Origin of the sequence: Pseudomonas lactis (assembly GCF_001439845.1) — a bacterium.
Classification (GTDB): Bacteria; Pseudomonadota; Gammaproteobacteria; order Pseudomonadales; family Pseudomonadaceae; genus Aquipseudomonas; species Aquipseudomonas lactis.
In genome coordinates, this window is the sequence record NZ_JYLO01000002.1 from 38,162 (window position 1) to 58,244 (window position 20,083).

General features: G+C 61.2%; 22 protein-coding genes. 14 read left to right on the top strand and 8 right to left on the bottom strand.

The window, feature by feature from the left end; genetic code table 11:
* Nucleotide 1: 1 nt before the first annotated feature.
* Nucleotides 2-2,848: an RNA polymerase-associated protein RapA gene (rapA, locus tag TX24_RS02970; protein ID WP_057709669.1), complete on the bottom strand. Its 2,847-nt coding sequence runs from the start codon at nucleotides 2,846-2,848 to the stop codon at nucleotides 2-4.
* 219 nt (nucleotides 2,849-3,067) lie between these two features.
* On the opposite strand from rapA, the gene TX24_RS02975 reads away from it, so the two are divergent.
* On the top strand, nucleotides 3,068-3,409 hold the full coding sequence (locus TX24_RS02975; RefSeq protein ID WP_003193522.1) for a hypothetical protein: 342 nt from the start codon (nucleotides 3,068-3,070) through the stop codon (nucleotides 3,407-3,409).
* Here TX24_RS02975 and TX24_RS02980 read toward each other — a convergent pair.
* From TX24_RS02980 to TX24_RS02990, 3 genes are all read right to left on the bottom strand, one after another.
* Nucleotides 3,406-4,587: an aminotransferase class V-fold PLP-dependent enzyme gene (locus TX24_RS02980; protein WP_003193521.1), complete on the bottom strand. Its 1,182-nt coding sequence runs from the start codon at nucleotides 4,585-4,587 to the stop codon at nucleotides 3,406-3,408. The two genes, TX24_RS02975 and TX24_RS02980, sit on opposite strands and share 4 nt — an antisense overlap.
* Nucleotides 4,584-5,054, bottom strand: coding sequence for a RidA family protein (locus TX24_RS02985; protein ID WP_057709670.1), 471 nt, complete (start codon nucleotides 5,052-5,054; stop codon nucleotides 4,584-4,586). The genes TX24_RS02980 and TX24_RS02985 overlap by 4 nt, the downstream gene beginning before the upstream one ends.
* Before the next feature lie 91 nt (nucleotides 5,055-5,145).
* Entirely contained in the window at nucleotides 5,146-6,018 is an 873-nt protein-coding gene (locus TX24_RS02990) for a LysR substrate-binding domain-containing protein (protein WP_057709671.1), read from the bottom strand.
* A gap of 133 nt (nucleotides 6,019-6,151) precedes the next feature.
* On the opposite strand from TX24_RS02990, the gene TX24_RS32095 reads away from it, so the two are divergent.
* The 8 genes from TX24_RS32095 to TX24_RS03025 all read left to right on the top strand — a co-directional run bounded on the left by TX24_RS32095 (nucleotide 6,152) and on the right by TX24_RS03025 (nucleotide 12,339).
* A complete protein-coding gene (locus TX24_RS32095; RefSeq protein ID WP_003193515.1) occupies nucleotides 6,152-6,313 on the top strand; it encodes a hypothetical protein in 162 nt (53 codons plus the stop codon).
* A gap of 143 nt (nucleotides 6,314-6,456) precedes the next feature.
* On the top strand, nucleotides 6,457-6,573 hold the full coding sequence (ccoM, locus tag TX24_RS32720; RefSeq protein ID WP_019817835.1) for a cytochrome c oxidase subunit CcoM: 117 nt from the start codon (nucleotides 6,457-6,459) through the stop codon (nucleotides 6,571-6,573).
* Between the two features lie 244 nt (nucleotides 6,574-6,817).
* Entirely contained in the window at nucleotides 6,818-7,423 is a 606-nt protein-coding gene (locus tag TX24_RS03000; protein WP_003193513.1) for a DUF4823 domain-containing protein, read from the top strand.
* A gap of 15 nt (nucleotides 7,424-7,438) precedes the next feature.
* Nucleotides 7,439-7,999, top strand: a complete 561-nt coding sequence (locus tag TX24_RS03005; protein ID WP_034135341.1) for a DUF1285 domain-containing protein — start codon at nucleotides 7,439-7,441, stop codon at nucleotides 7,997-7,999.
* Between the two features lie 70 nt (nucleotides 8,000-8,069).
* Nucleotides 8,070-8,783 (top strand): GntR family transcriptional regulator, encoded by a 714-nt coding sequence (locus TX24_RS03010; RefSeq protein ID WP_003193511.1) that lies wholly within the window; start codon nucleotides 8,070-8,072, stop codon nucleotides 8,781-8,783.
* A complete protein-coding gene (locus tag TX24_RS03015; protein WP_003193509.1) occupies nucleotides 8,780-9,781 on the top strand; it encodes an ADP-ribosylglycohydrolase family protein in 1,002 nt (333 codons plus the stop codon). Before TX24_RS03010 ends, TX24_RS03015 begins: the two co-directional genes overlap by 4 nt.
* A gap of 187 nt (nucleotides 9,782-9,968) precedes the next feature.
* Nucleotides 9,969-11,435 carry a purine-cytosine permease family protein gene (locus tag TX24_RS03020; RefSeq protein ID WP_003193507.1) on the top strand — a complete coding sequence of 489 codons (1,467 nt, stop codon included), beginning with the start codon at nucleotides 9,969-9,971 and terminating at the stop codon, nucleotides 11,433-11,435.
* Nucleotides 11,428-12,339, top strand: coding sequence for a PfkB family carbohydrate kinase (locus tag TX24_RS03025; RefSeq protein WP_057709672.1), 912 nt, complete (start codon nucleotides 11,428-11,430; stop codon nucleotides 12,337-12,339). The genes TX24_RS03020 and TX24_RS03025 overlap by 8 nt, the downstream gene beginning before the upstream one ends.
* Nucleotides 12,340-12,456: 117 nt before the next feature.
* Here the strand turns inward: TX24_RS03025 and TX24_RS03030 are convergent, their stop codons facing one another.
* The 4 genes from TX24_RS03030 to TX24_RS03045 form a co-directional block, all read right to left on the bottom strand.
* Nucleotides 12,457-12,837, bottom strand: a complete 381-nt coding sequence (locus TX24_RS03030) for a Rho termination factor N-terminal domain-containing protein (protein ID WP_003193505.1) — start codon at nucleotides 12,835-12,837, stop codon at nucleotides 12,457-12,459.
* 48 nt (nucleotides 12,838-12,885) lie between these two features.
* Nucleotides 12,886-13,152, bottom strand: a complete 267-nt coding sequence (locus TX24_RS03035) for a hypothetical protein (protein ID WP_032895690.1) — start codon at nucleotides 13,150-13,152, stop codon at nucleotides 12,886-12,888.
* 51 nt (nucleotides 13,153-13,203) lie between these two features.
* Complete coding sequence (locus tag TX24_RS03040; protein WP_003193500.1) at nucleotides 13,204-13,542, bottom strand: hypothetical protein; 339 nt, start codon at nucleotides 13,540-13,542, stop codon at nucleotides 13,204-13,206.
* A gap of 85 nt (nucleotides 13,543-13,627) precedes the next feature.
* Nucleotides 13,628-14,824 carry an MFS transporter gene (locus tag TX24_RS03045; RefSeq protein WP_057709673.1) on the bottom strand — a complete coding sequence of 399 codons (1,197 nt, stop codon included), beginning with the start codon at nucleotides 14,822-14,824 and terminating at the stop codon, nucleotides 13,628-13,630.
* A gap of 188 nt (nucleotides 14,825-15,012) precedes the next feature.
* Between TX24_RS03045 and TX24_RS03050 the strand changes: the two genes are divergently transcribed.
* The 5 genes from TX24_RS03050 (at nucleotide 15,013) to araH (ending at nucleotide 20,045) form a co-directional block, all read left to right on the top strand.
* Nucleotides 15,013-15,492 (top strand): GNAT family N-acetyltransferase, encoded by a 480-nt coding sequence (locus tag TX24_RS03050; protein ID WP_003193496.1) that lies wholly within the window; start codon nucleotides 15,013-15,015, stop codon nucleotides 15,490-15,492.
* Nucleotides 15,493-15,726: 234 nt separating this feature from the next.
* Nucleotides 15,727-16,548, top strand: coding sequence for an SDR family oxidoreductase (locus TX24_RS03055; protein WP_057709674.1), 822 nt, complete (start codon nucleotides 15,727-15,729; stop codon nucleotides 16,546-16,548).
* A gap of 32 nt (nucleotides 16,549-16,580) precedes the next feature.
* A complete protein-coding gene (locus TX24_RS03060; RefSeq protein WP_003193492.1) occupies nucleotides 16,581-17,561 on the top strand; it encodes a substrate-binding domain-containing protein in 981 nt (326 codons plus the stop codon).
* Entirely contained in the window at nucleotides 17,558-19,057 is a 1,500-nt protein-coding gene (araG, locus tag TX24_RS03065) for an L-arabinose ABC transporter ATP-binding protein AraG (protein ID WP_057709675.1), read from the top strand. Before TX24_RS03060 ends, araG begins: the two co-directional genes overlap by 4 nt.
* A gap of 22 nt (nucleotides 19,058-19,079) precedes the next feature.
* On the top strand, nucleotides 19,080-20,045 hold the full coding sequence (gene araH / locus TX24_RS03070) for an L-arabinose ABC transporter permease AraH (protein ID WP_057709676.1): 966 nt from the start codon (nucleotides 19,080-19,082) through the stop codon (nucleotides 20,043-20,045).
* Nucleotides 20,046-20,083 lie beyond the last annotated feature (38 nt).

Genomic DNA, 20,083 nt, shown 5'->3' on the forward strand with positions numbered 1-20,083 from the left:
ATCAACCTGCCACCAGCACCCGAATCGCTTCCAGTCGCAACGCCGCTTTATCAAGCATGGCCAGGCCTTGCTCGCGTTGGTTGCGCAGGGCAACCAGCTCGCTGTCGCGCACGGTCGGGTTGACCGCTTGCAACGCGGTCAGGCGCGCCAGCTCTTCGTCGGTGTCTGCCGCGAGGCGACGCTTGGCTTCGGCCACGCGTTCGGCGTGACGTGGGGCGATCTTCTCTTCGCCGGCGTTGATGCGCGGTGTGAGTTGGTCCCGCTGCGCCTGCACGAATTTGTTCGCGCTGGCCCGTGGCACGCTTTCCAGCTGGTCATTCAAGGTCACGAACGACACGCGGCCCGACAGGTCATTGCCGTTGGCATCCAGCAGGCAGCGCAAGGCGGCCGGCGGTAGGTAGCGGCCCAGTTGCAGGGAGCGCGGGGCGACCACTTCGCTGACATACAGCAGTTCAAGCAATACGGTGCCTGGCTTGAGCGCCTTGTTCTTGATCAGCGCCACGGCGGTGTTGCCCATGGAACCGGACAGCACCAGGTCCATGCCGCCTTGCACCATCGGGTGCTCCCAGGTGATGAATTGCATGTCTTCGCGCGACAGCGCCTGGTTACGGTCGTAGGTGATGGTCACACCTTCGTCGTCGCCCAGGGGGAAGCTGGCGTCGAGCATTTTTTCGCTGGGCTTGAGGATCAGCGCGTTTTCCGAATGGTCTTCGCTGTCGATGCCGAACGCGTCGAACAGGGTTTCCATGTAGATAGGCAGGGCGAACTGGTCGTCTTGTTCGAGGATGTCCTCGACCAGCGCATCGCCTTCGCCGGCGCCGCCGGAGTTGAGTTCCAGCAAGCGGTCGCGACCGGTGTGCAACTCCTGCTCCAGGCGCTCGCGCTCGGCACGGGCTTCGTCGATCAGGGCTTGCCACTCGCTGTCGTCGGCAGCTTCCAGCAAGGGCAGCAGGCGTGGGCCGAACTGATGCTGCAAGGCGTTGCCGGTCGGGCAGGTGTTGAGGAAGGCATTGAGCGCTTCGTGGTACCACTGGAACAGGCGCTCTTGCGGGCTGGTTTCCAGGTAGGGCACGTGCAGTTCGATCACGTGTTTCTGGCCGATCCGGTCCAGACGCCCGATGCGCTGTTCCAGCAGGTCGGGGTGGGACGGCAGGTCGAACAGCACCAGGTGATGGGAAAACTGGAAGTTGCGGCCTTCACTGCCGATTTCCGAGCAGATCAGCACCTGGGCACCGAACTCTTCATCGGCAAAATAAGCCGCCGCGCGGTCACGCTCCAGGATGTTCATGCCCTCGTGGAACACCGTGGCCGGAATGCCGGAGCGCACGCGCAGGGCGTCTTCCAGGTCCATGGCGGTTTCGGCGTGGGCGCAGATCACCAGGACCTTGGTGCGCTTGAGCATTTTCAGCTGGTCGATCAGCCACTCGACCCGTGGGTCGAAGCGCCACCAGCGGTTCTCTTCCTCGATGTCCGGTTGCGCCTGGAAGCTGACTTCCGGGTACAGCTCGGCGTGTTCGCCCAGGGGCAGTTCGAGGTATTCGTCCGGGTTCGGCAGCGGGTAGGCGTGCAGCTTGCGCTCGGGGAAGCCTTGCACCGCGGCGCGGGTGTTGCGAAACAGCACGCGGCCGGTGCCGTGGCGGTCCAGCAGCTCACGCACCAGGCGGGCACTGGCTTCGGTGTCGCCATCGTTGACGGCGGTGAGCAGGGCTTCACCTTCGTCGCCGAGGAAGCCTTGAATGGTCTTGTGTGCGGTCGGCGACAGGCGGCCCTTGTCCAGCAGCTCCTGCACGGCTTCGGCCACCGGGCGATAGTTTTCGCTCTCGGCGCGGAAGGCTTGCAGGTCGTGGAAGCGGTTCGGGTCCAGCAGGCGCAGGCGCGCAAAGTGGCTGTCCTGGCCCAATTGTTCCGGGGTGGCAGTCAGCAGCAGTACGCCAGGAATCACTTCGGCCAGCTGTTCGACCAGCGAGTATTCGGCGCTGGCCTTGTCTTCGTGCCACACCAGGTGGTGGGCTTCGTCGACCACGAGCAAGTCCCAACCGGCGGCAAACAGCGCATCCTGGGCCTTCTCGTCGTCCACCAGCCATTCCAGCGCAACGAGTGCAAGCTGGGTGTCTTCGAACGGGTTGGTGGCATCGCTTTCGATAAAGCGCTCTTCATCGAACAGCGCAACCTGCAGGTTGAAGCGGCGGCGCATTTCCACCAGCCATTGGTGCTGCAGGTTTTCCGGAACCAGGATCAGTACGCGGCTGGCACGGCCCGAGAGCAGTTGGCGATGGATCACCAGGCCCGCTTCGATGGTCTTGCCCAAGCCCACTTCGTCCGCCAGCAATACGCGTGGCGCGATACGGTCAGCGACTTCGCGGGCGATGTGCAGTTGGTGGGCAATCGGTTGGGCGCGTACGCCACCCAGGCCCCACAGCGAGGACTGCAACTGGCGGCTGGTGTGTTCCAGGGTGTGGTAGCGCAGCGAGAACCACGCCAGCGGGTCAATCTGCCCGGCGAACAGACGGTCACTGGCCAGGCGGAACTGGATGAAGTTGGACAGTTGGGTTTCCGGCAGGGTGACCTGCTCGTTCTGCCCATTGAGGCCGTGGTAGACCAGCAGGCCATCGACGTCGTCGACTTCCTGTACGGTCATTTTCCAGCCTTCGAAATGGGTGATGGTGTCACCCGGCGAAAACCTCACGCGAGTGAGGGGCGCATTCCGTAGCGCATACTGGCGCGTGTCGCCAGTGGCCGGATAGAGCACGGTCAACAAGCGGCCGTCCTGTGCCAGAACGGTGCCTAACCCCAGCTCTGCTTCGCTGTCACTAATCCAGCGTTGCCCCGGTTGATACTGCTGCGCCATGCTGCCTGACTCCCGCCGTGAAAAAGCCGACTATGTTAACGGAACACGGCCCGGCGCCCAAGAACTCTGACAAAAACTACGCTGTTTGTACGGGCCGGCGGAAATTGAATCGACGGATGGCGGGCACTTGAGAGTGTCGACTGAGTCACAGCTTGGCACGCGGGTGCTCAAGTCACCCTGCCACCCGCCGACAGCCTGTTGATCAGGAGAATAATTATCATGCTGCCACCCATGCTGCCCGTCAGCGTTGTGCCGGTCACGTCGCAACTCGACCCGGCACGCCAGAAGCCGGATATTCCGCCGGTGGTGCCCGTTCAAGCGGGCTCCAACGAGAGCACGATCGACCTGAAAAAAGGCGATGCCGAGCAATCGACCTTTCTGTTGCGCGAAGAGCAGCGGCGCCAGCAGGAGCAGCAGAAACGCCGGCGTGAAGCCGACGACGACGCGCAGCAGCATTTGCCGATTCCTGGCGACTTGCTCAACGCTGACAACACCGTGCCCGTGGCGCCGCTGATCGAAGACGCGCCGCGCCAGGGACTGTGGGTGGATATCGAGGTCTAGCCCTTCAGTTCGCGCAGGGCCTTCACCAGCAACTCAATCTCGTCATCGGTGTTGAGCGGGCTGACCGAGATGCGCGCAATGCTGGTCAACCCACGCGCTTGCATGTCCAGCGGGGTGTAGGCCACGCCATTGGCGCCGATGTTGATGCGCTTTGACCCCAGGCATTGTTTGAGTTCAAAACTATCCCAGCCGGCCAGGTTGAACGCGATCAAGCCTGAATGCGTGTTGCCCAAGTCGTGCAAGCTAATCCCCGGTATCTGACGCAGTGCTTCGCGGATTCGCGCGCTGGTCTGCAAGACTCTTTGCCATACCCGCTCAATTCCCAGTTGATTGATCTCGTGCAACGCGTTGCCCAGGCCGGCCAGCAGGGCGAAGGACACTTCGCTGGTTTCAAAGCGTCGCGCGTCGTTGCGCAGGTCGAAGCCTTCGGCGGTCCAGGGCGCTGAAAACACGTCGCGTTGGGCCGGGTTCAGGTGCTGGAGGAACTCCGGCCGGATGTACAGCAGTGCGGTACCGCGAGGCCCGCGCAGGTGTTTGCGGCCGGCAGACTTGAGCACATCGCACTGCAACGCTTGCACATCCACCGGCAGCTGGCCGACGGCTTGGCCCGCGTCGATGAAGTAGGGAATGGCATGCCGCCTGGCCACATCGCCGATGGCCTGGGCCGGGTTGATCAACCCCCCGTTGGCCGGCAGCCAGGTGAGGTCGATCAGCTTCACCTTGGCATCGAGCATTGCCTCCAGTGCCACCGGGCAGGCGGCGCCGCTGGCATCGCACGGGATGACCTCCACCCGCGCCCCGGCTTGAACGGCCAGTTCCATGCTCGCCAGGTTACCGCCCCATTCATGGCGCCCCACTAGAATTCGATCGCCCGGCTGCCACGGCCCCAGCGCCTGGAAGGCCATGCTCCAGGCCGTGGAGCCACTGCTGGCGAAGGCAATCGACGAAGCGGGCGCATTGAGCAGTTGCCCGGCGGCTCGGCGGGCCTTTTCCACTAAGACGGCACCTTGTTCGCCGGCCTCCATCGGGCCGTCGCGCGCTTCGCGTTGCAGCTGGTCGATGATGGCGTCGAGCGTCGCCTGGCTGGGCAAGGATGCCCCGGCGTGGTTGAAGTGCACGATGCCGGATTGGCAACCGGGCGTGGCCTCTCGCAAGTGCTGCACTTGCAGCGGGCTCATGGCTGCAGCTCGAAAATGGCATCTACCTCCACGGCGACGCCAGCCGGCAAACTGCAGACCCCTACGGCAGTGCGCACGTGTCGACCCTTGTCGCCGAGGGCGTTGACCAGCAGGTTCGAGGCGCCATTGGCGACCACGCTCTGGCGCTGGAAATCGGCGCTGCTGGCAATGAACACACCCAGACGCAGGACGCGCACCACCCGCGACAGGTCATCGCCCAGCGCATCGCTCAATTGCCCCAGCAGGCCCAGCGCCGCCAGTTCTGCCGCTTGGGCGCCATCTTCATCGCTGAGGGAGTCACCCAGGCGGCCAAGGTAGGCGGGTTTGCCATCGAGCAGGGGAATTTGCCCGGAGATGAACAGTTGATGCTGGCTGCTCACATGATTGATGTAGTTGGCCGCGGGTTGGCTGGGCGTGGGCAGTGTCAGGCCGAGGGCGTGTACGCGCTGGCGGATGGAGTCGGTCATGGTCAAACCCTCTGGTGTCAGAAGGTTCCAGCATGTTGGCGGTGGCGAGGGGCGACAAACGGATAGATCTCACTCGACGTATCGAAAAAACTCACGCGTCGGCGCACGCTTGTTTTAACCACTGGCTGAAGCATTCAGCCGCCTCACTGAGCGGCCCCTGGGGGGCGATCAGCCAATAGCCGATGTCGCTGTGATAGGGCGGCCAGTCAAAAGCCTCCACCAGGCTGCCGTCCTGGAGCCTGCGTTCGATCAGGCGATGGCGGCCCATGGCGATTCCCTGGCCGGCCACGCTTGCTTCGACCACGATGTTGTAGTCATGCAGCATCACGCGGGGGTGGTGATCGAGGTTGACCTGGTAATGGGCGGACCAATCGGTCCACTCGAAAGGGCGGTGCGAGGTCGCCATCAACAACGGGCCACTGGCGACCTGCCGGGCTTTGAATGCAGGGCTGCATACGGGTGACAGGGTTTCGGCCATCAGGCGCGTGGCGTGCACATCGGGCCAGTCGCCCTTGCCGTAGCGGATGGCCAGGTCAACCTCGGCCGTGGCGACGTTGGCCAATTGAATCGCGGGCAGCAACTCCACCTGGATATGCGGGTAGCGCTGTAGAAACTCGGCCAGGCGCGGCGCCAGCCACAGCGTGGCAAAGGACGCCAGCAAGCCGATACGCAACACATTGGCGCTGGGCGCACCCCGTTGGTTGCGCGTTGCAGCGGCGATGGCGTCCAGGGCAGGGCGGATCTGCTCGTAGTACGCTTGCCCCGCCAACGTCAGGTCAATCGCACGGGTACGCCGGATAAACAGCGGCTTGCCCAAGTGGTGTTCAAGCTTATGCACCTGGTGGCTCAGCGCACTTTGGGTCACCGACAACTCGTTGGCCGCCTTGATAAAACTCAAGTGGCGCGCCACGGCTTCGAAGGCGCGCAGGGCCAACAGTGGCGGAAGGTCGTTGTGCAAGGCCACCTGGATGCGCCTCCTGGGCAGGGTAGAAAGCGCCGATTCTGGTCGATGGCCTGCATTTTGTCGCCCGCTTAATTGCCGTCGGGCGGGGCAGGCCGCATTATTGAGGCATTCCCGCCACGACGTAAGCCAAGCCATGAGTGATGACGACAAGCTGATCGACCTGAACGCCGAACGCGCCAAGCGCGTGCACGACCTCAATGACAAACGCTTGAATGAAGTGCGCCAAGCCTTTGAACAAGCCATGCCTCTGGGCAAGCCCAAGAAAAAGCCCAAGAACAAACCGAAAAAGCGTTGAAACACCCTGCATCCGTTGATGCAGGTCAGTTATTCCCCTTCTTTACGCGCCGTTGTGGGCGATATTGATCCTGGTCAATTTCCCACCGCGCCTTCTCCATTAACTTAGCCCTATCGCAACAGGGCAAGTGCAGGAGGCCGGTCATGTTTTTCGATAATGTGGTTTTTGCCGGAGTGCTGACTGTTAGCCTCATGGTGTTGTTTTTTGTAGGGTTTGGATTTTTTATCTGGAAAGACGCGAACAAGCGTAAAAAACCTTAAGTTTTTCCGGGTTACATGAGCACGCAAGGCATTTTGGGCGACTTCGGTCGCCCTTTTTTTTGGCTGTTAATTGATGGATGAACAGCTCCCTCGCCACAGGTCCAGCGTCGTACCGACGTTGTGTAGATACCTATGCGCATCGCAGGCAAGCCCCACATTTGTCATGCGCTGTTCGAACTGGCGTAGAACCTGCATCCCACGCCCCATTCGCCGGTTTCCTGTCACCGGCCCCTGGAGGATTAGGATGCGTAGTCTGGTTTTGCTGCTGGCGTCATTGGCCCTGGGCGGTTGTATGACCGTCAGTGATATGGCCGAAGGCACCCGCTATCAGATGAGCGATGCCGGGCTGCTCGACCACAGCGATACGCGGCGTACTGCCTCGGTGCGCATACAGCCGGACTCCTTTGTGTTTATCGCCCAAGGCGCCTTCGTGCCGCCGGGCAGCGCCTACCCGCGGCCCAATGTGGTGGCCGAGGAAGCATTCAATGGCTTCGTCGAATATTTCCCCATGGTGCGCCGCGCCCGCCAGCCGGAAGGGCTGGAACAGGCCATGGCCGAAGCCCGCGACGCCGGTGCTCACTACCTGCTGTATTGCCGCTTTGCGGCAGCCGATGACCGCATCGGCAACGCCGACGAGTGGACCGACCAACAAGCTCTGGACCGCCTTGGCCTGGACAGCGGGGTGATCCAAGTCATGTTGATCGAGACCAGCACCCAGTATTTGATTGATACTGCACGTATTCGCAGTCGTGGCGGTTTACTGACGTTCCACGACACATCGCCACAAGATTTGATTGCCCGTCCCCTGGCGCAATATGCCCGCGGTTTACTGGGCATGAGCAATCAGTAAACAGAGGAGCCCGTCATGACCGATTCCGCCAAGGCCAATGATTTATTGGCCCAACTGCCCAAGGGCAAAGGGCCGGCACCGGTGCATCTGTGGAACCCGGCTTTCTGCGGCAATATCGACATGCGCATCGCCCGTGACGGCACCTGGTTCTACCAGGGCACGCCCATCGGGCGAAAGCCGATGGTCAAGCTGTTCTCCAACATCATCCGCCGCGATGGCGATGATTATTTCCTGGTGACGCCGGTGGAGAAGGTCGGCATCCAGGTCGATGATGCGCCCTTTGTCGCCGTGACCCTGAACGTGCAAGGGCAGGGCGAAAGCCAGGTTTTGCGCTTTACCACCAACGTCGATGAACAGGTCGAGGCAGGCCTCGAGCACCCGCTGCGGGTGGTGATCGACCCCGTCACCCAGGAACCGGCACCCTACGTGCGCGTTCGCACCAATCTTGAAGCCCTCGTGCATCGCAACGCTTTTTACCAGTTGGTGGAGCTGGCAGTGAGCCGTCCGATCAACGGTCAAAACTGGCTTGGCGTATGGAGCAGCGGGGAGTTTTTCCCCATCGGCCTGGAGCCCTGAGGCGGTTTTTGTCTTCAGCCTGAAATAATCCTCTTGCGGCAAATGCGCGCTTTCGGTTATCAATTTGTACATGATTAGACATGTTCGATTTGATAAGAAAAAACGCGTCGTCGACGAACTCATCCGCCGTATCGAGGGTGGGGTCATGGCCGACGGCTTCCTGTTGCCCGGCGAGCATCAACTGGCCGAGGAATTTGCGGTCAGTCGTGGCACGCTGCGTGAGGCGCTGTCCGAGCTCAAGCGTCGCAACTACATCGCCACCCAAAGTGGGGTCGGCTCGATCGTCACCTTTGACGGCATGGTGCTGGACCAACGCAGCGGTTGGGCCCAGGCCTTGGCCGATACGGGCGCCCAGGTAAGCACTGACATCCTGCGTTTCGAGGCCGTCACGCGCCCTGATCTGTTCAGCCGTTTCGGCACCGACCAGTTCATTACCCTCGACCGCCTTCGGCGCACCGCAGACGGCACAGCGGTGTCCCTGGAACGCTCGCTGATGCCGGCCGTTGGCGACCTGGAAAGCCTGCCGCGCATTGGCCTGATCGATAACTCCTTGACCATCACCCTGGCCGCCTACGGCTACGTCGGGGCCGAGGGCGATCAGTGGATCGGTGCCGAGCCGCTGAGTGATGAAGATGCCGAATTACTCGGGCGTCCCAGCGGCACAGTATTTCTCAAGGCTGCGCGCACCACCTATGATCGTCGCGAGCGTTTCATGGAACATGTCGAAAGCCTGCTCGACCCGCTGCACTTTCGCCTGCATCTGCAGTTTGGAGCGTCGAAATGACCCGCGAAAATCGCGCCCTTGGCGCCTTCTATGGCCTGGCCCTGGGCGATGCTTTGGGTATGCCCACCCAATCCTTGAGCCGCGAGCAGGTACAAAAGCGCTTCGGTGCCATCACCGCTCTGGAAGACGCCGACGCCGACCAGCCCATTGCACCGAACATGCCTGCCGGCTCCATCACCGATGACACCGAGCAAGCCATTCTGGTCGCCGAGTTATTGGTGCAAGGCCAGGGCCAGATCCAGCCCGCTGTGCTTGCCCAACGCTTGATCGATTGGGAAGCGGGCATGCGCGCCAAAGGCTCCCAGGACTTGCTCGGGCCGTCCACCAAGCGCGCGATCGACATGATCCTCGCCGGACATACCCCGGAGGAATCCGGGCGCTACGGCACCACCAATGGCGCGGCCATGCGCATCACCCCGGTGGGCGTCGCCGCTGATGTCAGCGACCCGGGGCGGTTTATCCAGGCGGTGATCCAGGCGTGCCAGGTCACCCATAACACCAGCTTGGGTATTTCCAGCGCTGCGGCCGTGGCGGCAGTGGTCTCGGCCGGCATCAATGGCGTGGACCTGGGGGAAGCCCTGAATATCGGGACCCAAATGGCTCGGCAGGCTGAAAGCCATGGTCACTGGATCGCGGGTGGACGCATTTCTACCCGCATTAGTTGGGCTCGCACTCTAAGCGTCGGCAGCGGCGATAAAGCGTTGTTTGCCGACCTGCTTTACGAGTTGATTGGTACTTCGGTGGCTTCCCAGGAATCGGTAGTGGTGTCGTTTGCCCTGGCGCAGCAAGTGGCATCGGGCGACATGAACGCCTTCGAAGCCCTGTGCCTGGCAGCCAGTCTGGGTGGCGACACCGATACCATTGCCGCGATCCTCGGCGCCATGCTGGGGGCGTGCCTGGGCATGCAGTGCTGGCCTGAGGCGTTGGTTGAACAGGTCAAGCGAGTCAATGGCCTGGACTTGCAGCCGCTGGTCAAAGCCTTATTGGCCTTGCGATAAACACGGAACTAATTGTGGGAGCTGGCTTGCCTGCGATAGCGGTTTTCCAGTGGCGGATGAGCTGGTTGCCCCACCGCAATCGCAGGCAAGCCAGCTCCCACATTAAAAACGTTGGGTCAGGAAGACCGGATAAAGATTCGACTCGCTGCCACAACCACAACAATACAGGCACCAGGAGCACCCTTTCATGAGCAGCCCCTCTTCCGGCCAAAGCGCTGGGCAATTGGAAACACGCGGCATCGAGCCGGTCCCGGAAGGCGAGTGCAACGGTCATCCGCTGCAACTGTTCTGGGTGTGGTTTGCGGCCAATATCAGCATCCTCGGTTTGCCCCTTGGCGCGACGCTGGTGGCGTTTCGTGGCCTGGCCATCTGGCAGGCGATCATCGTTGCGATTCTTGGCGCCGCTGGCTCCTTTGCCGTGGTGGGCATTATCTCCATCGCTGGCCGCCGCGGTCGCGCGCCCAGCCTGACCTTGTCCCGCGCCATCTTCGGGGTGCGCGGCAATATCGGCCCGACCTTGGTGTCGCTGATGTCGCGCCTGGGTTGGGAAACCGTCAACACCACCACCGCAGCCTTCGTGTTGCTGTCATTAAGCTCCATCCTGTTCGGCTCGGCAGTGGAGGCGAAAAGCGCGCCGGTGCTCACCCTGATCTTCATTGCCATCTTCGTGCTGCTGACCCTGGCCGTATCGGGCCTGGGCCACGCCACGTTGCTGGTGATCCAGAAGTGGGCGACCTACGTCTTCGGCGGCTTGAACATTCTGGTGGGCGGCTTTCTGTGCGCCACTATCGACTGGAGCGCGGTGTTCAACGCCACCCCCGCGCCGTTGAGCGCGATGATCATTGGCGTGGGCACCATGGCTGCCGGTACCGGTATCGGTTGGGCCAACGCCGGTGCAGACATGTCGCGTTACCAGCACCGCAGCGTCAAGGCCGTGCGCCTGGTGGCCTCCGCTGCGTTTGGCGCAGGCATCCCGCTGGTGCTGTTGATCACCCTCGGCGGCCTGTTGTCGGTGGGCAACAATGACCTGGCGTCGGCCACCGACCCCATCATCGCGATCCGCGACATGCTGCCGACCTGGATGGCCGTGCCGTACCTGATCACCGCGTTCGGCGGGCTGTTGCTGTCGAACAACCTGTCGGTGTATTCGGCCGGTCTCACTACCTTGACCCTGGGCTTGAAGGTCAAACGCGTGCATGCGGTGATCGTCGATATCGTCGCGATCTTTGCCGGCTCCATCTACTTCATGCTGATCGCCGACAGCTTTTATGGCCCGTTCATCACCTTCATTTCGCTGCTGGCGGTGCCGATCACGGCGTGGGTCGGGATCTTCGTGGTCGACTTGATTCACCGGCATTACTACAGCCCCACCGACCTGCTGGACGTCAGCCCCAGCAGTGCCTACTGGTATCGCGGCGGCGTGGAGTGGCGCGCATTTGGCGCCTGGGCGGTGGCCATTGTGTTGGGGTTCAGCTTCACCACCATTGGCACCACCGCCGAAAACATCTGGTTTGCCGGGCCGCTGTCCGACTCCTGGCTGGGCCATAACGGCCTGGGCTGGATCGTAACCTTCCTGGTAGCGGGCGGAATATATGCAGTATTGGGCGGGGCGTCTGACCGTCGTCCGGCTTTAGTCGAGAGCGCCAATGTCTAGATTGCTGCACACCGGCCAGGTCATTGTCGACCTGGTCATGGGCCTCGACACCCTGCCGGCAAGCGGCGGTGACGTGCTGGCCAACTCCGCCAGTTTTCAAGTGGGTGGTGGTTTCAACGTAATGGCTGCGGCGCGGCGCAATGGGTTGTCGGTGGTTTACCTGGGTCGCCATGGCGAGGGGCGCTTTGGCGAGCTGGCGCGTGCCGCGATGCAGGCCGAAGGTATTGAAATGGCCTTGGCGGCCAGCGCAGGCAAAGACACCGGCTTGTGCGTGTCGCTGACTGAAGCCAGCACCGAACGCACCTTCATCTCCCATCTCGGCGCCGAGGGTGAGTTGAGCGCCGACGACTTGGCTCGGATCGTCCCGCGTGTCGATGATTACGTATACCTCAGTGGCTACAGCTTGCTGCTTGAAGGTAAGGCGCAGCCTTTGCTTGACTGGTTGCAGGCGCTACCGCGAGAGATCGTGGTGGTGTTCGACCCAGGCCCGATGGTCAAGGCGCTGGACTCCGCGTTGATGCGCGCGTTGTTGCCGCGTATCGACATCTGGACCAGCAATGGCCCTGAAGCCCTGGCGTTTACCGGGGCGGCGGATATGAGTCAGGCGCTGCCCATGCTCAATCAGCACTTGCAGGCACTGCTGGTTGTGCGTGATGGGCCAAATGGTTGCTGGGTAGGGCGAGGGGCACAGATCGAGCATGTCCCTGGATTCAAGGTTCAGGCCGTGGACAGCAATGGCGCGGGGGACGCACATGCGGGAGTATTTATTGCCGGGTTGGCGAATGGCTTGAAACCGGTTGAGGCGGCGCGTCGAGCGAACGCAGCGGCGGCATTGGCGGTAACCCGCTGGGGGCCAGCGACCTCGCCCGGCACTGCTGAGGTCGATGCATTAGTGACTGAATAAACGAGGCCCAAAAATGTGGGAGCGGGCTTGCTCGCGAAGGCGGTGTGTCAGTTAAAGCATGTGCTGACTGATACTCCGCCTTCGCGAGCAAGCCCGCTCCCACAATGGGTTCTGCGTTTAGCCTGCTTTTTTCAGGGCTTGGATCAACTCATCTTTGCGCATGGTTGAGCGTCCTGAAATATTCTTTTCCCGCGCCTCTTTCATCAAGCTTTCCTTGGTCTGCGTACCCAATGAAGCGCGACTGCTGCGCGGGTGGCCTTCACGGCTGGCAGCGGCGCGCTTGGCCGATTCCTGCCGGTCCTGGGCCTTCTTGGTCGGTGCTTTGCGCCTGCCTGATCCGCCGGTTTTCTCACCGCCGCCAGACTGTTTGTTCACGGTGGCCCAGGCACGAGCTTCGGCTTCGTCCTTGGGCAACCCTTTGTGCTCATAACTGTCTTCGATATGAGCGGCCTTGCGTTTCTGTTCGTCGGTGTATTTGGCTTTGCTTCCACGAGGCATCGCTAAAACTCCTTCTGGCCCCAGTCGCGGGGCCAGGCCAGAAATGGATTACTGAGTACTTTGGGCGTCGAGCTTGCGCGCTTCATCCACACCAGAAGCGGTGAGCTTGATCGGCAGGTTCAACGCGTATTCGCCGGCGTCGTCGGTGGTCACATGCCCATCCTTGATCAGCCCGCGGTCTTGCAGGAACGCCAAGACACTGGCGACCTCTTTTTCACCGCGGTAATTGTCCAGCACCTCCTTGCCCAAGCCTTGCGGGTGAGCGTGCAGCAGGCGGGTGAGGACTTCTTTTTCAAGGTTTCTATCGACGTTCATGCGTACCTCTTCACGGGGAAATGGTCGGGTGTAGGTCGTACCAAGGGTGCATCAAGGCGCTGGTTGTTTCTGCGCGCCCGGGATGTTCGAGTCGTCGCCCTTGTTGATCTTCGGCTCATTGTTGCTCGTGCCTGGGCCCATCTTGCCGTTGCCCACGGCCGCCGGTGCCTGGCGCTGGGTATCGTTGCCTTTGGTGCGTGGGTCGGCGCTGTTGTCGATGATCGCGCCACCGTTGGTGTCCATGCCGGTGCCCATGGATTTTTGCGACTCGGTGGTGGCGTCCGGCGTTGGATCGGTGGGGCCGGTGGTCGAGCTGGCCGCGAAGGCGCTCAGGGACGCGGCAGACAACAGGCCGGTGAGGGCGAGGGCAGCAAATTTGGAATTTTTCATCAGGGTGTCTCCATATGATTAATGTCCTTACCCTGTATTGGTCTGCCCGCGATTGTTGATCGTGCCGGGAGGGCGACGAACGGTATCAGCTCACCTGTATCACTTTGTGTGCCGATACTCGGCGCGCTATCAAGCGTGCCACCGTGATCGCCCAGTTGAGGGCCGCGATCACCAGTACGCTCAGCATCATTGTCGCAAGGCCGAAGTCGACGATGATCTTGCCTGCGAGCCAGGGAAACCCGAAGACGCCGATAAAGTACGCCAGGCTGAACAACAACAACGCCTGGGAAGTGGTGCCGCTGGGCGCTTCGTTGGTCACCAGGCCGTTGATCACTGAATACGTCAGGCCATACCCGATCCCTAGCGTGGCGGCGGCGAGCACATAACTGAGGTTGCCGCTGACACCAAACGCGAACAGCGCGATCGCGCCGAACATCACCCCCGATAACACACAGGCAGCCTGGTACGCATCGCGCTTGACCACGAAGCCTGCGATCAGCAAGCGGCTGGTGATTGCTGCTGTCAGGAAGCCCGCGAAGAACAGTGAATAGTCGAGCTTATGAGCCACGGCATAGCTGGTCTGGAACGAAGACAGCCCCCCGAATACGCAGCCACCCAGGCCGACCATCAGGATGGCGAACGCCGCCTTGGAAGACAGTATGCGGCGGCTTGCGCGCCAGGAAATCCTGGCGGTTGGCATATTCGCGTGCTGTCGCAACCGGGAGCCCATGCGCCAGAACATCACCACCCCGGCGAGGCTGGCGAGCCCGGCGATATAGAACGCGGTGGTCAGGGGCAGGTCCAGCGCAGTGGCGGCGCGTCCCAGCAAAGGGCCGGAACCTATGCCGCTCAACATACTGCCCGAGAGCAAGGCGAAATATTTGGCCCGCTGGCGTGGTTCCACTAGCAGCGTCACGATGATTGGGCCCAGGGTATAGAACACGCCCCAGCCCAAGCCAAGGGACAATCCAAACAGCATCAAGCCTTGGCCAAACCCCGGCGTCAGGGCAAACCCCAGGCAGGCCACCACCAACAATAGGCCGGTACTCGCAATTGCTCGCGCCGCGCCCAGCGCATCAGCCAGGTGCCCGGAAAACACGACCGCCACAAAAGTGCTGAGCATCGCCGTGGCAATGACACTGCCCGCGTCGTGTTCATTACCGCCACGGGCATGGATCAGCAGTGACAACAAAAAGGTCGAACCGTAAGACAGTGACAGCAGGAAGCTGGCTAGGCAGAACAGCGCGAATGTCTTGGTGCCCACTGGTGGCGTGGCGTGCATGAGCAGGTCTCTGATCGTTGGATTTATGCCCATTGTTTACCATGGGCGTGCGCAGGCTTTGTTCTGTGGTTGCCGATGCTTGCATCACCCCGCACCGGAGTGAAACGCGCTCGTCGGCATCAATTGCACTGCAAACGGCCATCAAATCGCCTTAGTATGTGGCCTTTGAATTTGCCCAAGGCTCGCCCATGACCATCGAGATTCGCCCCGCCGTGCCCAGCGATGCTGCGCAAATCCTGACCTTCATCACTGAGCTGGCCGAGTACGAGAAAGCCCGGCATGAAGTGATCGCCAGCGTGGTGGACATCGAACGCAGCCTGTTCAGCGAAGGTGCCACGGCCCATGGCCTGATCTGCTTGCGCGATGGATTGCCGATTGGTTTTGCGGTGTTCTTTTTCAGCTACTCCACGTGGCTGGGTAGTAACTGCCTTTACCTGGAAGACCTGTATATCAACCCGGAACAACGCGGCGGTGGCGCCGGCAAGAAGTTGCTGCGTCACCTGGCCAAGATCGCCTGCGACAACGGTTGCGGGCGCTTTGAGTGGAGCGTGCTGGACTGGAACGAGCCCGCGATTGCCTTCTACAAATCCATCGGCGCCCAGCCTCAGGAAGAATGGGTGCGTTATCGCATGGAAGGCGATGCCTTGCGCGACTTCGCCCTAGGCTGAAGCTTCTTTCGTAAAGTCCCTAAAGATCCAATGTGGGAGCGAGCTTGCTCGCGAATACGGTGTATCAGTCAGCACATGCTTTAACTGACACACCGCATTCGCGAGCAAGCCCGCCCCCACATTTTTAGATTTGCTCATTATATGGGACGATAATTTATATATTGAGATATTTCAGGCGATGGGTTTATAGTCGCCAGCATCAGCACTCACTACAAAAAATAAAAAGGTGAAGCGATGCAGGCACATCCGTTGTCCCTACCCGCCGTGCCCGAGCCCACTTACGGCGAGCGGCTGAAGAACAAGGTGGTGATCATCACCGGCGCCGCCCAAGGCATTGGCGAAGCCATCGTTGCCTGTTTCCAGGCCCAGCAGGCGCGGTTGATCATTGCCGATATCCAGGGTGACAAAGTCGAGAAAATCGCCGCCCATTGGCGCGAACGCGGCGCGCAGATTTACGCCCAACCGGTTGATATCACTTCCAAGGAACAATGGCAGGCACTGGTCAACCTGGCCATCGAGCGCTTTGGCCGCGTGGATGTGCTGGTCAACTGTGCCGGGGTCAATGTGTTCCGTGACCCGCTGGAGATGAGCGACGAGGACTGGCGCCGCTGTTTCGCCATCGACCTCGACGGCGCCTGGTACGGCTGCCGTTCGGTGTTGCCGCACATGATCGAGCAGGGCATCGGCAACATCATCAATATCGCGTCCACCCATTCCAGCCACATCATTCCCGGTTGTTTTCCTTACCCTGTCGCCAAGCACGGCCTGCTCGGCCTCACCCGTGCCTTGGGCATCGAGTACGCGCCCAAGGGCATCCGCGTGAATGCCATCGCCCCCGGCTATATCGAAACCCAGCTCAACGTCGATTACTGGAACGGTTTCCCAGACCCCCACGCCGAACGCCAGCGCGCGTTCGACCTGCACCCGCCCAAACGCATTGGCCAGCCCATCGAAGTGGCCATGACGGCTCTGTTCCTGGCGACCGACGAGGCGCCCTTTATCAATGCCACTTGCCTGATGATCGATGGCGGGCGGTCTGTGATGTACCACGACTAAAGCGTTTTTCAATAACAAGAAGGAGGTGGTCCATGTTCAAGCAAACACTCGGTGCCGTGGCACTGGCGATGGCGTTCAGCGGCTGGGTATCGGCTGAAGAAGTGAAGATCGGTTTCCTGGTCAAACAGGCTGAGGAACCCTGGTTTCAAACGGAGTGGGCATTCGCGGAAAAGGCCGGCAAAGAGCATGGTTTTACCGTGATCAAAATCGCCGTGCCCGATGGTGAAAAGACCTTGTCGGCTATCGACAGCCTGGCCGCCAACGGCGCGAAAGGCTTTGTGATCTGCCCGCCAGACGTGTCCCTGGGCCCGGCCATCGTCGCCAAGGCCAAGGTCAACGATTTGAAAGTGATGGCCGTGGATGACCGATTTGTCGATGCCAAAGGCAACTTTATGGAAGAGGTGCCGTACTTGGGCATGGCCGCATTTGAGGTGGGCCAGAAGCAGGGCGCTGCCATGGCCGCCGAAGCGAAAAAACGCGGTTGGGACTGGAAGGACACCTACGCGGTGATCAACACTTTCAACGAGCTCGACACCGGCAAGAAGCGCACCGACGGCTCGATCAAATCCCTGGAGGAGGCCGGTATTCCGAAGGATCACATCCTCACCGCTGCGCTGAAAACCCTCGATGTGCCCGGCAGCATGGACGCCACCAACTCGGCCCTGGTCAAGCTGCCGAGCGGGGCGAAGAACCTGATCATCGGCGGCATGAACGACAACACCGTGCTCGGTGGCGTGCGCGCCACTGAGAGCGCCGGCTTCAAGGCCGCCAACGTGATCGGCATCGGCATCAATGGCACCGACGCCATCGGCGAATTGAAGAAAGCCGACAGCGGTTTCTTCGGCTCCATGCTGCCCAGCCCGCATATCGAAGGCTATAACACCGCGCTGGCGATGTATGAATGGGTCACCACTGGCAAGGAACCGGCCAAATACACCGCCATGGACGAGGTGACCTTGATCACCCGCGCCAATTTCCAGGAAGAACTGACCAAGATCGGCCTGTGGAAATGAGCGGCGCGGCCCTGCGTTTCAATGGCATCGGCAAGGAGTTTCCCGGTGTGAAAGCCCTGGCGCAGATCAGCTTTGAAGCGCGGCCGCATTCGGTGCACGCGCTGATGGGCGAGAACGGCGCAGGCAAGTCGACCCTGCTGAAAATCCTCGGCGGCGCCTACATTCCATCCACCGGCACCGTGCAAATCGGCGCGCAAACCATGGCGTTCAAATGCGCCGCCGACAGCATCGCCAGCGGTGTGGCGGTGATTCACCAAGAGCTGCACCTGGTGCCGGAAATGAGCGTGGCCGAGAACCTCTTTCTCGGGCATTTGCCCACGCGCTTTGGCGTGGTCAACCGAGGCCTGCTGCGCAAGCAGGCCCTGACCTGCCTCAAGGGCCTGGCCGATGAAATCGACCCCGACGAGAAGCTCGGGCGCCTGTCCCTGGGCCAGCGCCAATTGGTGGAAATCGCCAAAGCGCTGTCCCGCGGCGCCAACGTGATCGCCTTTGATGAACCCACCAGCAGTTTATCGGCGCGGGAAATCGACCGCTTGATGGCGATCATCGCGCGCCTGCGCGATGAGGGCAAAGTGGTGCTCTACGTGTCCCATCGCATGGAGGAGGTGTTCCGTATTTGCGATGCGGTGACGGTGTTCAAGGACGGCCGCTACGTGCGCACCTTCGAGGACATGAGCACACTGACCCATGACCAGTTGGTGACCTGCATGGTCGGTCGCGATATCCAGGATATCTACGATTACCGCCCGCGCGAGCTGGGCGAAGTGGCGCTCAAGGTGGACGGCTTGCTCGGTCCCGGCCTGCGTGAACCAATCAGTTTCCAGGTGCGCAAGGGCGAGATCCTGGGCCTGTTCGGGCTAGTGGGCGCGGGGCGTACCGAGCTGTTTCGCCTGCTCAGTGGGTTAGAGCGCGCCAGTGCCGGCAGCCTGGAACTGTGCGGGCAAGCGCTGCAACTGCGCTCACCCCGCGACGCCATCGCCGCCGGGGTATTGCTGTGTCCGGAGGACCGCAAGAAAGAGGGCATCATCCCGCTGGGCAGCGTCGCTGAAAACATCAACATCAGCGCCCGTGGCGCCCATTCCACCTTCGGCTGGCTGTTGCGCGAAGGCTGGGAGAAAGGTAACGCCGACCGGCAGATCCAGGCGATGCGGGTCAAAACGCCGAACGCGGCGCAGAAGATCATGTACCTGTCCGGCGGCAACCAACAGAAAGCCATCCTTGGCCGCTGGTTGTCGATGCCGATGAAGGTGTTGCTGCTCGACGAACCCACTCGCGGTATCGACATCGGCGCCAAGTCGGAGATCTACCAGATCATCCATAACCTGGCGGCCAGCGGCATTGCGGTGATCGTGGTGTCCAGCGACCTGATGGAGGTGATGGGTATCTGCGACCGCATCCTGGTGATGAGTGAAGGCGCCTTGACCGGTGAGTTACCCCGCGCCCAAGCGGATGAAGCGCGCCTGCTGCAACTGGCGCTGCCACAGTCGCGGGCTTGAACAAGAACAAGAGGGTTTGGCTATGTCTCAGGTAAAAACAGCAAAGGGCTTCTGGCCGGGTTTCAATCAGCGCAAATTTCTCGATGATTGGGTGATGCTTTTGGCGGCGCTGGGCATTTTTGTGCTCAGCGCGGTGTTCATCGATAACTTCCTGTCGCCGTTGAACATGCGCGGCCTCGGTCTGGCGATTTCCACCGTGGGCATCGCCGCCTGCACCATGCTGTTCTGCCTGGCCTCGGGGCACTTCGACTTGTCGGTAGGCTCGGTGATCGCCTGCGCCGGGGTGGTGGCGGGCATCGTGATGCGCGACACCGACAGCGTGGTACTCGGCGTGTCGGCGGCCTTGGCCATGGGCCTGGTGGTAGGGCTGATCAACGGCATCGTGATCGCCAAGCTGCGCATCAACGCGTTGATTGCCACCCTGGCAACCATGCAGATTGTGCGCGGCCTGGCCTACATCTTCTCCAACGGCAAGGCGGTGGGGGTGATGAATGAAGGGTTCTTCGTGTTCGGCAACGGCCAACTGCTGGGCGTGCCGGTGCCGATCATCATCACCGTGCTGTGCTTTGTGTTCTTTGGCTGGCTGCTCAATTACACCACCTACGGGCGCAACACCATGGCCATTGGCGGCAACCAGGAAGCCGCGTTGCTGGCGGGGGTGAATGTCGATCGCACCAAGATCATCATCTTTGCCACGCACGGTTTGATCGGCGCCTTGGCCGGGGTGATCCTCGCCTCACGCATGACCTCGGGCCAGCCGATGATTGGCCAGGGTTTCGAGCTGACGGTGATTTCGGCGTGCGTGCTGGGCGGCGTGTCGTTGAGCGGCGGTATCGGCATGATCCGCCATGTGATTGCCGGGGTGTTGATTCTGGCGATCATCGAGAATGCGATGAACCTGAAGAACATCGATACCTTTTACCAGTATGTGATTCGTGGCTCGATCCTGTTGCTGGCGGTGATAATCGACCGCATGAAACAACGCTGATGTTCACCCTGTGAAGATCAAACTGTGGGAGCAGGCAA